Raw genomic sequence first — 13,581 nt, 5'->3', positions numbered from 1 at the left:
GACCGGGCCCGGCTTAGAGCTGCGGGCCGGCGTTCTTGATCGCGTCGCTGACCTCGAATTTCTGGAAGTTGTCGATGAACAACTTGGCCAGGGCCTTGGCGGCCTCGTCGTAGGCGTTCTGGTCGGCCCAGGTGTTGCGCGGGTTGAGCAGATTGGTCTCGACGCCCGGCACCGACTTCGGCACGTTGAGGTTGATGATCGGCAGGTGCTCGGTCTCGGTGCCGATCAGCGCGCCGCTCTGGATGGCGGCGATCACCCCGCGGGTGGTGGGGATGTTGAAACGCTTGCCGACGCCATAGCCGCCGCCGGTCCAGCCGGTGTTGACCAGGTAGACCTTGGAGCCGAAGCCGCGGATGCGCTTGATCAGCAGCTCGGCGTACTCGCCGGCCGGGCGCGGGAAGAACGGCGCGCCGAAGCAGGTGGAGAAGGTCGACTTGATGCCGCTGCCCGAGCCCATTTCGGTGGAGCCGACCAGCGCGGTGTAGCCGGACAGGAAGTGGTAGGCGGCCTGCTCTTCGTCGAGGATCGACACCGGCGGCAGCACCCCGGTGAGGTCGCAGGTGAGGAAGATCACCGCGTTCGGCTCGCCGCCGAGGTTGCGCTCGCTGCGCTTCTCGACATGGCTCAGCGGGTAGGCCGCGCGGCTGTTCTGAGTCAGGCTGTCGTCGGCGTAGTCCGGGTTGCGCTGCTCATCGAGCACCACGTTCTCCAGCACGGCGCCGAACTGGATGGCCTTCCAGATCACCGGCTCGTTCTTCTCCGACAGGTCGATGCACTTGGCGTAGCAACCGCCCTCGATGTTGAACACCACGCCCTCGCCCCAGCCGTGCTCGTCGTCGCCGATCAGGTAGCGCGACTCGTCCGCCGACAGGGTGGTCTTGCCGGTGCCGGACAGGCCGAAGAACAGGGTGACGTCGCCGTCTTCGCCGATATTGGCCGCGCAGTGCATCGGCAGCACGTCGGCCTCAGGCAGCAGGAAGTTCTGCACGCTGAACATGGCCTTCTTCATCTCACCGGCGTAGCGCATGCCGGCGATCAGTACCTTCCTGGCGGCGAAATTGATGATCACGCAGCCGTCGGAGTTGGTGCCGTCGCGCTCGGGCACGCACTCGAAGTTGGCGACGTTGAGGATCTGCCACTCGGCCTTGGCCGACGAATTGTAGGTCTCCGGCTCGATGAACAGGCAGCGGCCGAACAGGTTCTGCCAGGCGGTGGCGGTGGTCATCTTGACCGGCAGGTAGTGGGCCTCGGCGGAGCCTACGTGGACGTGAGAGACGAAGCTGTCCTGGGCATCGGAGAAGGCCTGCACGCGGTCCCACAGGGCATCGAACTTGTCCGCCGGGAATGGCCGGTTGATCGGGCCCCAGGCGATCTTCGCCTCGCTGCTCGGCTCCTGGACGATGAAGCGGTCGGCCGGCGAGCGGCCGGTGCGCTGGCCGGTGCGGACCACCAGAGAACCGTTGGCGGCCAGTTCGCCTTCGCCGCGACGGAGGGCTTCTTCGACCAGTTGGGCGGCGCTGATGTCGGTGTACACGGCGTTGTTGGCTTGCGTCATGTGAGTCCCCGTCGGCCCGCGGGCCGAGTCTTCCAAACGTTTTGTAGTAAAGGTTTGCGCACTACTACAGCGATAAAAAGTCGCGGGAGTATGCCAGAAAGCACATTCCTTGGCAGTACCCGATCCGCCAAGCGGGCCGATAGGCGCCCGCTATCGTCTCAGTGGCGGGTATCCGAGGGCTCCTCGCTGCCGCCGCCGGCGAACAGCTGGGCGACATCGGCGGCATCGAAGCCGTACTGCTGGTTGCAGAACTGGCAGTCGATCACCACCCGCCCGGCATGCTCGCTGAGCAGCAACTCGGCGTCGGCCTGCCCCAGGCTGATCAGCGCCCGGGCCGAGCGCTCGCGCGAACAGCTGCAACGGAAGCACAGCTGGCGCGGCTCGAACAGGCGCAGCGCCTCCTCGTGATACAGGCGGTGCAGCAGGGTTTCGTTGTCCAGGCCGAGCAGTTCCTCGGTGGTCAGGGTGCTGGCCAGGGTCACCAGGTGCTGCCAGCTGGCCTCGCGGGCCTCGGCTTCCTTCAGGCGGTCGGCCGGCAGCTGCTGCAGCAGCAGACCGCGGGCGCGCTGACCGTCGGCGCACAGCCAGAAGCGCGTGGGCAGCTGCTCCGAGGTGGCGAAGTAGTTGGTCAGGCAGTCGGCCAGGGTGGCGCCTTCCAGATCGACGATGCCCTGGTAGCGCTGGCCATTCTTCGGGTCGACGGTGATCGCCAGCACGCCATCGGGCATCAGCTCGACCAGCCCGGCATCGCCGGCCACCTGCTCGGCGTGGTAGCGGGCGATGCCGCGCAACTCGCCATCGCTGGAGCACTCGACCATCAGCAGCGGCACCGCCCCGGACGCGCGCGCCTGCAGCACCAGCAGGCCGTCGAACTTCAGGGTGCCGATCAGCAGCGAGGCCGCGGCCAGCAATTCGCCGAGCAGCTGGGCGACCGGCTGCGGATAGGGGTGCTTGGCCAGCACATGCTGGTAGCTCGCGCCCAGGCCGACCAGCTCGCCGCGGACATCGGTATCGTCGAACAGGAAACGCTGGGTGTGATCGAAATCGTGCATGGGGCAACCAGATGTGAACAGCAGATGACAAAATGACGCTGCATCTATATAAAGCGCGGCGCCATTACGATCAGGGAAGATTAAGGAGCGACATTCTATGAATAAAGACAACCGTATCCAAGCCACTTGGCGATGGCCGGCCCTGCTCGGCCTCAACCTGCTGGCCGCCGCCTTGCTCGCCAGCTGGTTGCTGCCAGCCACCCGCGCCCTGTGGGACGCCGCCGACCTGTGGCTGTTCCAGAGCCTCAATGGCTCGCTCAATCACTACCCGCTATGGGACTGGTTCTGGGCCTTGACCAGCCTGCGCCCCAGCGACGCCTTGATCGGCGGCCTGATGCTCAGCCTGCTCCTGCACACGCGCTGGGCGTTCCGCGCAGGCGAGTTGCGCCCGGCGCTGTTCACCTTCATTGCCCTGCTGCTGGTGCTGCTGGTGGTGCGCGTGGTGTTCAGCAAGCTGGTCGCCCTGCTCGGCTGGCAGCACGAAAGCCCCTCGATGCAGGTGCCTGGCAGCTTCCATCTGAGCGGCGCCTTCCCCGAGCTGGAGCGCCTGTTCGAACTCAAGGACCGCTCCAGCCGCAGCTTCCCCGGCGATCATGCCTCGGTGCTGCTGCTCTGGGGCCTGTTCATGGCCCTGTTCAGCCGCGGCTGGAAGCTGGCGGTGAGCCTGACACTGGTGGTGCTGTTCATGCTGCCGCGCCTGGTCGCCGGCGCCCACTGGCTGGTGGACGTGGCGGTCGGCGGGCTGTTCATCGCCCTGATCAGCTTCGCCTGGGGCTACTGCACGCCGCTCGCCGGGCATATCGCCAGGGGCCTGGAATGGGCCTGTCAGCCGCTATGGGCGCCGCTGCAACGGCTGCCGCTGATCAACCGATTGCAGGTGGTTTCGCCGCAGCACACGCCACAGTCGGGCGCGCCTCAGTCGTCCTGACTGCCGCGAAACTGGTGCAGCTGGCGGCGCTGCTTCTTGGTCGGCCGACCATCGGTCTGCACGCCCAGGGCGCCGGCCTTGCGCTGCGCCGCGGCCAGTTCGCGGCGGGCAAGGCTGTCGGCGGTCTCGGTGTACAGCTCCTGGGCCTGCGGCGCCCCCCGCCGCACCGCCGACAGCGCCTGAATCACCACGGTGCGCTCGTCGAAGCCGCTGCGGATCTGCAGCTCATCGCCGACCTTCGGTTCCTTGCTCGGCTTGCAGCGTTCGCCCCGACAATGCACCTTGCCGCCCTCGATCGCCGCCTTGGCCAGGGCGCGGGTCTTGTAGAAGCGCGCCGCCCACAGCCACTTGTCCAGGCGCACCTTGTCGTCATCTTTCTCGCTCATCGCTCTCTCGATAAAAAATGCTGCCAAGCCACGATTCTGCCTGATGCAGTTGTCCCGGGGCACAACTAGAATGCCGGGACCATAGGCCAGTCAGGCCCAACGGAATCTGCCCAGTGTGAAGACCTTCGACCATCTCAGCGTGATCGGCCTGCGCGAATGGATCAACCTGCCGGAACTGGGCATGGTCGGCCTGCGCGCGAAGATCGACACCGGCGCCAGCACTTCCTGCCTGCACGCCAGCGACATCCAGCCGTTCGAGCGCGACGGCGCCGACTGGGTGCGCTTCACCGCGCACCTCGGCACCCTGGTGCAGCGGCGCCATCGCTGCGAGGCGCCGCTGGTGGCGGTCAAGCGGATCAAGAGCTCCACCGGCCACGTGCAGAGCCGCTACACGATCCGTACCCTGCTGATCCTCGGCGACCGCCACTGGCCGGTGGAATTCACCCTGACCTGCCGCAAGACCATGCGCTACCGCGTGCTGCTCGGCTCCAAGGCGCTGATCGACGGCCAGCTGGTGGTCAACCCGGCGCTGACCTATGTTCAAGACAAACCCTCGCTTCTCGACCTTCCGGGTGCCCCATGAAAATCGCTGTCCTGTCGCGCAACCCGCGCCTCTATTCCACTCGCCGCCTGGTCGAAGCCGGGCAGCAGCGCGGCCACGAGATGGTGGTGATCGACACCCTGCGCGCCTACATGAACATCGCCAGCCACAAGCCGCAGATCCACTATCGCGGCCAGCCGCTGGAAGGCTTCGACGCGGTGATTCCGCGCATCGGCGCCTCCGTGACCTTCTACGGCTGCGCGGTGCTGCGCCAGTTCGAGATGATGGGGGTATTCCCGCTCAACGAGTCGGTGGCCATCACCCGCTCGCGCGACAAGCTGCGCTCGCTGCAGCTGCTCTCGCGCAAGGGCATCGGCCTGCCGGTAACCGGCTTCGCCCACTCGCCGGACGACATTCCCGACCTGATCCAGATGGTCAACGGCGCACCGCTGATCATCAAGGTGCTGGAGGGCACCCAGGGCATCGGCGTGGTCATGTGTGAAACCCAGAAGGCCGCCGAGTCGGTGATCGAGGCCTTCATGGGCCTCAAGCAGAACATCATGGTGCAGGAGTACATCAAGGAGGCCGGCGGCGCCGACATCCGCTGCTTCGTGGTCGGCGACAAGGTCATCGCGGCGATCAAGCGCCAGGCCAAGCCGGGCGAGTTCCGCTCCAACCTGCACCGTGGCGGCGAGGCCAGCCTGATCAAGATCACCCCGGAGGAGCGCATGACCGCCCTGCGCGCGGCCAAGGTCATGGGTCTGTCGGTCGCCGGGGTGGACATCCTGCGCTCCCATCACGGCCCCCTGGTGATGGAGGTGAACTCCTCCCCAGGCCTGGAGGGCATCGAGACCACCACCAGCAAGGACGTCGCCGGGATGATCATCGAGTACATGGAGAAGACCGCCATGCCGCACCTTACCCGCACCAAGGGCCGCGGCTAGCCCCGCCTCCAGGGTCGCTGCCGCACTCTGCCGGCGCTCACGCCGCGTCGCGCGGCAGCAGCAGGCCCAGCGGCAGGCACACCCGCGCTTCCAGGCCGCCGCCGGAGCGGTTGCGCAGCTCGACGCTGCCGCCGTGCAGGGCGGCGATGCGCTTGACGATGGCCAGGCCGAGCCCGGCGCCCTGGCCACCGCGGGCACGGTCGCCGCGGATGAAGGGATTGAAGATGCTGCTCAGTTCCGCCGGATCGATGCCCGTGCCACGGTCGAGCACGCTCAGCACCACGTAGGGCGCGTTGTGCGTGCCGGACAGCGAGGCGGCCACCTCCACCGCATCGCCGCCGTAGCGCAGGGCGTTTTCGATCAGGTTGACCAGCAGGCGCTTGATCGACACCCGGCGCACGGGAATCACCGGCAGCGGCTCCAGGCACAGGCGCACCAGCTCCCGCTGCTGGTTGTAGGGTGCGACCACCTCGCGGATCAGCTCGCGCAGGTCGATCTCTTCCAGGGGCTCGTCGCGCCCGTCACGGATGAAGGCAAGGAACTGGTCGAGAATCGCATCCATGTCCTCGATGTCGCGGACCATGTCGTCGGTCAGCTCCGAGTCGCTGTTGAGGAACTCCATGGACAGGCGCAGGCGGGTCAGGGGCGTGCGCAGGTCGTGGGACACCCCGGCGAGCATCAGCTCACGCTCGCGCGCCGCCTGCTCGACATCCTCGGCCATCTGGTTGAAGGCGCGGTAGACCTCGGTCATTTCGCTCGGTGTGTCGCTCACCGGCAGGCGCACGCTGCGCCCCTGGCCGATCTGCCGGGCGGCGAACACCAGGCGTTTGAGCGGCGCGCTGAGCTGGCGCACGAAGATCCAGGCCGCGGCGGTGGACAGCAGGCCGATGCCGAGGAACCAACCGAGCACGCTCCAGATCCGCTGGCCGCGCAGCGGATGCGGATACAGCGGCACCCGCAGCCAGTCCTCGCCCAGCGCCGGCGCCCGCACCCAGAGCGCCGGCGGACTCTTGGCACGCACCCGCACCTCGGTATCCGGGCCCAGTTCGGCCTGCATCTGGCGCTGGAAGATCTCGCTGTAGGGCCAGTGCTGCTCGCTGGCCGGCACCCGATGCTCGGCCACCCGCTTGAGTCCGGCGGCGCGGGCGATGGTCTGGCGATCCTCCGGGTCGGCCGCCCAGTAGGCGCGCAGGGTCAGCGCCGCGCCGTGGCTGTACTGGCGGTCGACCAGCACGTCCTCGTTCATCATCAGGTAGACCAGGGTCAGCGCCTTGGAAAACAGCACGACCACCAGCACCAGCCAGAGCGTGCGGGCGAAGAAGCTTTGCGGGAACCATAGCGGGGTCTTCATGGCTGTTCGACGACCGCCTGACGGCGGCCCGCAACGCAAAGGTAGGGAGCGCCCGGCACTACTTGTTACCGTCCGGAACGAAGACATAGCCGACGCCCCAGACGGTCTGGATATAGCGCGGCTTGGACGGGTCCGGCTCGATCAGCCGGCGCAGGCGCGAGATCTGCACGTCGATGGAGCGCTCCAGGGCGTCCCACTCGCGGCCGCGGGCCAGGTTCATCAGCTTGTCGCGGGTCAGCGGCTCGCGGGCATGCTGCACCAGGGCCTTGAGCACTGCGAACTCGCCGGTGGTGAGCATGTGCACCTGCTCGCCCTTCTTCAGCTCGCGGGTGGCCAGCGACAGCTGGTAGTCGCCGAAGCTCACCGTCTCGTCCTCGCTGCCCGGCGCGCCCGGCACCACCGGCGCCTGGCGGCGCAGCACGGCCTTGATCCGCGCCAGCAGCTCGCGCGGGTTGAACGGCTTAGCCAGGTAGTCGTCGGCGCCCAGCTCCAGGCCCTGGATGCGGCTGGCCTCGTCACCCTTGGCGGTAAGCATGATGATCGGCACCTGGTTGTTGCTCTCGCGCAGGCGGCGGCAGGCGGACAGGCCGTCCTCGCCGGGGAGCATCAGGTCGAGCACCACCAGGTTGAACAGCTCGCGCGACAGCAGGCGGTCCATCTGCTCGACGTTCTCCACCGTGCGCACCCGATAGCCCTGCTCGTCGAAGAAGCGCTCGAGCAGGCGACGCAGGCGGGCGTCGTCGTCGACGACGAGGATTTTCTCGCCTTCAAGGGAGGGGGCGGTGCTGCTCATAGAGGCTCCTTGACCGGGGATCTGTCTGGCCCGTGGAAGGCGCAAACAGCTTGCATGCTCGGCATTATGGCTCAGCCACCGGGCGCGGCGGGCCGGCCATTGTTAGCAGATTTTTCCCCGAACGGTTCCCAGCAGCCTGGCGGGCGGTGTTTATAATGCGCCGCTTCTTGTCTGGCCCGTGGTCTGCGTGGCCGGTTTTTCGTTTCAGTGTGGGTAGCTCTATATGGACAGCATCAACAACCGCATCGCCGAAGAACTGGGCGTGCGCCCGCAACAGGTCGCCGCCGCCGTGGCGCTGCTCGACGAAGGCTCGACCGTGCCCTTCATCGCCCGCTACCGCAAGGAAGTCACCGGCAGCCTGGACGACACCCAGCTGCGCCATCTGGAAGAGCGCCTGCGTTACCTGCGCGAACTGGACGATCGCCGCGCCAGCATCCTCGCCAGCATCGAGGAGCAGGGCAAGCTGACCCCGGAACTGGCCCGCGAAATCAACCTGGCCGACACCAAGACCCGCCTCGAAGACCTCTACCTGCCGTACAAGCAGAAGCGCCGCACCAAGGGCCAGATCGCCCTGGAAGCCGGTCTCGGCGAACTGGCCGATGCGCTGTTCAACGACCCGAGCCTGACCCCGGACCAGGAAGCCGCACGCTTTGTCGACGCGGAGAAGGGCTTCGCCGACGTCAAGGCGGTGCTGGAAGGCGCCAAGTACATCCTCATGGAGCGCTTCGCCGAGGACGCCACCCTGCTCAGCAGCCTGCGCAGCTTCCTCAAGGACCACGCCACCCTCAGCGCCCGGGTGGTGGCCGGCAAGGAAGAGGAAGGCGCCAAGTTCCGCGACTACTTCGAACACGACGAGCCGCTCAAGAGCGCGCCGTCGCACCGCGCCCTGGCGATCTTCCGCGGGCGCAACGAGGGCATCCTCAGCGCCAGCCTGAAGGTCGGCGAAGAACTGCCCGGCACCCTGCATCCGTGCGAGGTGATGATCGCCGAACGCTTCGGCCTCGAGCAGCGCGGCCGCGCCGCCGACAAGTGGCTGGGCGAGGTGGTGCGCTGGACCTGGAAGGTCAAGCTCTACACCCACCTGGAAACCGACCTGCTCGGCGAGCTGCGCGAAGCGGCTGAAGACGAAGCCATCAACGTCTTTGCGCGCAACCTGCACGACCTGCTGCTGGCCGCCCCGGCCGGCCCGCGCGCCACCCTGGCGCTGGACCCGGGTCTGCGCACCGGCTGCAAGGTGGCGGTCGTGGATGCCACCGGCAAGGTACTGGAAACCGCCACCGTGTATCCCCATGCACCGCGCAATGACTGGGACGGCACCCTGGCGGTCCTCGCCAAGCTGTGCGCCAAGCACGCCGTCGACCTGATCTCGATCGGCAACGGTACTGCGAGCCGCGAGACCGACAAGCTGGCCGCCGATCTGATCAAAAAACTGCCGGGCCTCAAGCTGACCAAAGTGATGGTCAGTGAAGCCGGCGCCTCGGTGTACTCCGCCTCGGAGCTGGCCGCCAGAGAATTTCCGGACATGGATGTCTCGCTGCGCGGCGCGGTGTCCATTGCCCGCCGCCTGCAGGACCCGCTGGCCGAGTTGGTGAAGATCGACCCGAAATCCATCGGCGTCGGCCAGTACCAGCACGACGTCTCCCAGCTCAAGCTGGCGCGCAGCCTCGATGCCGTGGTGGAGGACTGCGTGAACGCCGTCGGCGTCGACGTCAACACCGCTTCCGCCGCCCTGCTGGCGCGCATCTCCGGGCTCAACGCGACCCTGGCGCAGAACATCGTCGCGCACCGCGACGCCAACGGCGCGTTCAAGACCCGCGACGAACTGAAGAAGGTCTCGCGCTTGGGCGAGAAGACCTTCGAACAGGCCGCCGGCTTCCTCCGTGTGATGAACGGCGACAACCCGCTGGACGCCTCGGCGGTGCACCCGGAAACCTATCCGCTGGTGCAGCGCATCGCCGCCGACACCGGCCGCGACATCCGCTCGCTGATCGGCGATGCGGCCTTCCTCAAGCGCCTCGACCCCAAGCAGTTCACCGACGAGCGCTTCGGCCTGGTGACCATCGGCGACATCCTCGCCGAGCTGGAGAAGCCCGGCCGCGACCCGCGCCCGGAGTTCAAGACCGCCGCGTTCCAGGAAGGCGTCGAGACCCTCAAGGACCTCGAACTGGGAATGATCCTCGAGGGCGTGGTGACCAACGTCACCAACTTCGGCGCCTTCGTCGACATCGGCGTGCACCAGGACGGTCTGGTGCACATCTCGGCGCTGTCGGAGAAGTTCATCAAGGACCCGCACGAGGCGGTCAAGGCCGGCGACGTGGTCAAGGTCAAGGTGATGGAGGTGGACATCCCGCGCAACCGCATCGCCCTGTCCATGCGCATGGGCGACACCCCCGGCGAGAAGGTCGACGGGACGCGTGGCGGGCAATCCCGCGGTGGCGGCAAGCGTGGCAACACCCCGCGCAGCGAGCGCCATTCCAGCCAGGACAAGCCGGCCGAGGGCAACAACGCCATGGCCGCGCTGTTCGCCAACGCCAAGCAATTGAGGAAGTAAGCCATGAGCACCAGCTCCCCGGTCGGCCAGGACAGCGCGTTCAGCAAGCTGCTCGGCATGACCATCGACAAGGCCGAGAACGGTGAATCCCAGGTGCGCATGAGTATGCAGGATCACCTGCTCAACCTGCACGGGCGCATGCACGGCGGCGCGCTGTTCTCGCTGATCGACACCGCGCTCGGCCAGGCCAGCCACAGCCTGTTCGGTGGCCAGGCCGGCAGCATGACCCTGGAGTGCAAGGTCAACTACATCCGCGCGGTCGAAGAAGGCGAAATCATCTGCAACGCCCGCGTGCTCAATGCCGGGCGCAAGGTGCATGTGCTGGAGGCGCGGGTGCAGCAGGGCGACAAACTGGTCGCCACGGCCCAGGCCACCTTCATCTGCAAATGAGCCGCACCTGGGGCCGGGATGGATCGGGGCGAGAAGCGGGTCGCTGAGGCGCAAGCGACCTTCGCCTGGGTATAACTGCGTCCGTCCCGGCTGGTCTAGGGTAGGCAGACGGCGGTCCGCTGCGGCGGGCCACGGCGCAAATCGCCATTACCGATTCCCCCTTGTAGAGCAAGCGTTCCACCCCCATATTGGGCCGATCGACGCGTGAAGGAATGCAATCTTGAGCGAACTGTTCTCCCGCCGCCTGGCCCTGCTCGGCGAGCGCGCCAACCTCTCCCTGCTTTCCCAGTGCTTGCACGGCATCGAGCGCGAATGCCTGCGCGTCGACAGTGACGGCCAGCTGGCGTTGACTCCGCACCCGCAGAAACTGGGCTCGGCACTGACCCACCCGCAGATCACCACCGACTACTCCGAGGCGCTGCTGGAGTTCATCACCCCGGCCGAGCCCGACCCGGCCACCACCCTGGCCGACCTCGAACAGATCCACCGCTACGCCTACAGCAAGCTCGACGGCGAATACCTGTGGAGCCCGTCGATGCCCTGCGCCCTGCCGGACGAGGAGACGATCCCGATCGCCCGCTACGGCGACTCGAATATCGGTCGGCTCAAGTACGTGTACCGCAAGGGCCTGGCGCTGCGTTACGGCAAGACCATGCAGTGCATCGCCGGCATCCACTACAACTTCTCCCTGCCAGACCGGCTGTGGGCCGTGCTGCAGGAAGCCGAAGGCGACCCGCGCAGCCCGCGCGACTACCAGTCGGCGCGCTACATCGGCCTGATCCGCAATTTCCGCCGCTACAGCTGGCTGCTGATGTACCTGTTCGGCGCCTCGCCGGCGCTGGACGCCGGCTTCATGCGCGGCCGCCCCCATGGCCTGCAGCAGCTCGACGCCGACACCCTGTACCTGCCCTACGCCACCAGCCTGCGCATGAGCGACCTGGGCTACCAGAGCAACGCCCAGGCCGGCCTGACGCCCTGCTACAACGACCTCGGCAGCTATATCGACAGCCTGCGCCAGGCGGTCGCCACGCCCTACCCCGCCTACGTCGAAGCCGGCACCCACAAGGATGGCGAGTGGCAGCAGCTCAACACCAACATCCTGCAGATCGAGAACGAGTACTACTCGAATATCCGCCCCAAGCGCGTCACCGCCAGCGGCGAACGGCCGATCCAGGCGCTGATGGCTCGCGGCGTGCAGTACGTCGAGGTGCGCTGCCTGGATATCAACCCCTTCCTGCCCCTGGGTATCGACCTGAACGAAGCGCGCTTCCTCGACGCCTTCCTGCTGTTCTGCGCCCTGCAGGACAGCCCGCTGCTGGAGAGTGACGAGTGCCACGCCTGCACCGACAACTTCCTTTCGGTGGTCAAGGAGGGTCGTCGTCCCGGCCTGCAGCTGCAGCGCCAGGGCCAACCGGTGGCCCTGCAGCAATGGGCCGAGGAACTGCTCGCGCAGATCCAGCCACTGGCCGAACTGCTCGACCGCAACCTGGGCGGCGACGCCCATGAACAGGCCCTGCAGGCGCAGCGCGCCAAGGTCGCCGACACCAGCCTGACGCCCTCGGCCCAGGTGCTGGCCCAGCTGCAGCAGGGCGAAAGCTTCACCCAGTTCGCCCTGCGCCAGAGCAAGCAGCACGCCGAGTACTTCCGCAGCCAGCCGCTGAGCGCCGAGCAACAGGCCGCACTGGAGGCGGCAACCGCCCGATCGCTACGCGACCAGGCGGAGCTGGAGGCCCAGGAAGAAGGCGACTTCGACAGCTTCGCCGCGGCCTACCAGGCCAGCATCCTGGCCCTGGCGGTTTAGTCGATCCGCTCACAAAAACCGCCAGCGGCGTCAAAACCGGGACCGGCGGCCCGGTAATCACCGGCCGGCGCGGCTAGCATGGGCACAGTGAACGTAACGCGAGCTGTGCCCATGGCGTCCGACGCCCAACCCGACGATGACCGCCAGTGGAGCCTGGAGAGCCTGAACAAGGCTTACCAGCAGGGCTACATGGCCGGCCTGACCGGCCAACCCACCAGCAACCTGCCCTATACCGCGGAAGTTCCCAGCGCTGCCTGGGAGGCCGGCTGGGATGACGGCCACGGCCAACTGCTGCGCCAGCAGAAGAGCGCCTGAACCAACGCCGCTCGCCCTGGCCCATCAAGCTGCAGACCTACAGCCCCCCGCGCTGTCGCCGAGTGCGCAATTTATTGCGCACCCCACCTCACACAAGACTGTGGATAAGCCCGCCGAGCGCCTGCCCTGGCTGCCCCTTAGCGGTACTGCGCAAGCTCCTGCGCAGGCCTGCGCCAGACTCTGCGCAATATTTCGTGACGCCCTTCGCAACAGCCTGGCAAGGCAATCGAACAGATATCGCAAGTAATTGTTTTTAAATGATTTTTAATTGATGGCACGGTACTCGCTATAGACCCGGCTCCCGGATCAACTGGATCCATGAACCAGGCAAGGAGAGCACTCATGCCAACACCCGCGTATCTGTCCCTCGAAGGCACCAAACAAGGTCTGATCACCGCTGGCACCTTCACCGAGGACTCGGTCGGCAACATTTTCCAGGAAGGTCACGAAGATCAGATTCTGGTTCAAGCCTTCAACCACCAGGTGATCATCCCGCGTGACCCGCAGTCCGGCCAGCCGACCGGCCAGCGCGTGCACAAGCCGCTGATGATCACCAAGGTGTTCGACAAGTCCTCGCCGCTGATCTTCAACTCCCTGACCTCCGGTGAGCGTCTGAGCAAGTGCCGCCTGGAGTGGTACCGCACCTCCTCCACCGGTACCCAGGAGCACTACTTCACCATCGAACTGGAAGACGCGGTGATCGTCGACGTGCAGTCGCGCATGCCGAACTGCCAGGACCCGAACATGTCCCACTTCACTCACCTGGAAGACGTCTACTTCACCTACCGCAAGATCGTCTGGACCCATGAAGTCTCCGGCACTTCCGGCTCCGACGACTGGCGTACCCCGATCTCCGCCTAAGGTGATCGTGCGGTAATGCTGACCTCGGCCAGGCATCGTCCTGGCCGAGGTGTTTCAGCAGCAAGGAAATCCGCGAAAAAGTCGAGTCCGCACGTTCACCTGGCAGCGCCTGG

13 protein-coding genes are annotated in these 13,581 nt (G+C 66.6%); 8 read left to right on the top strand and 5 right to left on the bottom strand.

Translation table 11 applies throughout. The annotated features are described in order from the left end of the window. Positions 1-13: 13 nt before the first annotated feature. Positions 14-1,555, bottom strand: coding sequence for a phosphoenolpyruvate carboxykinase (locus ACSX1D_RS00920; RefSeq protein ID WP_439860584.1), 1,542 nt, complete (start codon positions 1,553-1,555; stop codon positions 14-16). A gap of 158 nt (positions 1,556-1,713) precedes the next feature. Further along, a complete protein-coding gene (hslO, locus tag ACSX1D_RS00915; protein WP_439860583.1) occupies positions 1,714-2,607 on the bottom strand; it encodes an Hsp33 family molecular chaperone HslO in 894 nt (297 codons plus the stop codon). 97 nt (positions 2,608-2,704) lie between these two features. Between hslO and ACSX1D_RS00910 the strand changes: the two genes are divergently transcribed. Then, entirely contained in the window at positions 2,705-3,535 is an 831-nt protein-coding gene (locus tag ACSX1D_RS00910; protein ID WP_439860582.1) for a phosphatase PAP2 family protein, read from the top strand. Here ACSX1D_RS00910 and ACSX1D_RS00905 read toward each other — a convergent pair. Beyond that, a complete protein-coding gene (locus tag ACSX1D_RS00905; protein WP_439860581.1) occupies positions 3,523-3,921 on the bottom strand; it encodes an RNA-binding S4 domain-containing protein in 399 nt (132 codons plus the stop codon). The two genes, ACSX1D_RS00910 and ACSX1D_RS00905, sit on opposite strands and share 13 nt — an antisense overlap. Before the next feature lie 115 nt (positions 3,922-4,036). On the opposite strand from ACSX1D_RS00905, the gene rimB reads away from it, so the two are divergent. Both rimB and rimK read left to right on the top strand, forming a co-directional pair. Further along, entirely contained in the window at positions 4,037-4,504 is a 468-nt protein-coding gene (rimB, locus tag ACSX1D_RS00900) for a retropepsin-like aspartic endopeptidase RimB (RefSeq protein WP_208707945.1), read from the top strand. After that, positions 4,501-5,406: a 30S ribosomal protein S6--L-glutamate ligase gene (gene rimK / locus ACSX1D_RS00895; RefSeq protein WP_208707944.1), complete on the top strand. Its 906-nt coding sequence runs from the start codon at positions 4,501-4,503 to the stop codon at positions 5,404-5,406. The genes rimB and rimK overlap by 4 nt, the downstream gene beginning before the upstream one ends. A 37-nt stretch (positions 5,407-5,443) precedes the next feature. Here the strand turns inward: rimK and ACSX1D_RS00890 are convergent, their stop codons facing one another. Both ACSX1D_RS00890 and ompR read right to left on the bottom strand, forming a co-directional pair. After that, complete coding sequence (locus tag ACSX1D_RS00890; protein WP_208707943.1) at positions 5,444-6,757, bottom strand: ATP-binding protein; 1,314 nt, start codon at positions 6,755-6,757, stop codon at positions 5,444-5,446. Between the two features lie 58 nt (positions 6,758-6,815). Next, positions 6,816-7,550: an osmolarity response regulator transcription factor OmpR gene (ompR, locus tag ACSX1D_RS00885; RefSeq protein WP_439860580.1), complete on the bottom strand. Its 735-nt coding sequence runs from the start codon at positions 7,548-7,550 to the stop codon at positions 6,816-6,818. Positions 7,551-7,773: 223 nt separating this feature from the next. Between ompR and ACSX1D_RS00880 the strand changes: the two genes are divergently transcribed. From ACSX1D_RS00880 to ACSX1D_RS00860, 5 genes are all read left to right on the top strand, one after another. Then, on the top strand, positions 7,774-10,101 hold the full coding sequence (locus tag ACSX1D_RS00880; protein ID WP_439860579.1) for a Tex family protein: 2,328 nt from the start codon (positions 7,774-7,776) through the stop codon (positions 10,099-10,101). A 3-nt stretch (positions 10,102-10,104) separates the two neighbouring features. Beyond that, positions 10,105-10,491 (top strand): PaaI family thioesterase, encoded by a 387-nt coding sequence (locus tag ACSX1D_RS00875; protein ID WP_439860578.1) that lies wholly within the window; start codon positions 10,105-10,107, stop codon positions 10,489-10,491. Positions 10,492-10,711: 220 nt separating this feature from the next. After that, positions 10,712-12,292, top strand: a complete 1,581-nt coding sequence (gshA, locus tag ACSX1D_RS00870; protein WP_439860577.1) for a glutamate--cysteine ligase — start codon at positions 10,712-10,714, stop codon at positions 12,290-12,292. A 111-nt stretch (positions 12,293-12,403) separates the two neighbouring features. Continuing rightward, positions 12,404-12,607 carry a ribosome modulation factor gene (gene rmf, locus ACSX1D_RS00865; RefSeq protein WP_208707938.1) on the top strand — a complete coding sequence of 68 codons (204 nt, stop codon included), beginning with the start codon at positions 12,404-12,406 and terminating at the stop codon, positions 12,605-12,607. A 342-nt stretch (positions 12,608-12,949) separates the two neighbouring features. Then, complete coding sequence (locus ACSX1D_RS00860) at positions 12,950-13,468, top strand: Hcp family type VI secretion system effector (RefSeq protein ID WP_108490538.1); 519 nt, start codon at positions 12,950-12,952, stop codon at positions 13,466-13,468. Positions 13,469-13,581 lie beyond the last annotated feature (113 nt).

Source organism: Pseudomonas sp. MBLB4136 (assembly GCF_051904765.1).
Classification (GTDB): domain Bacteria; phylum Pseudomonadota; class Gammaproteobacteria; order Pseudomonadales; family Pseudomonadaceae; genus Aquipseudomonas.
The sequence above is the reverse complement of the archived record's forward strand: the minus strand, read 5'-3'. Positions and strand labels throughout refer to the sequence as shown.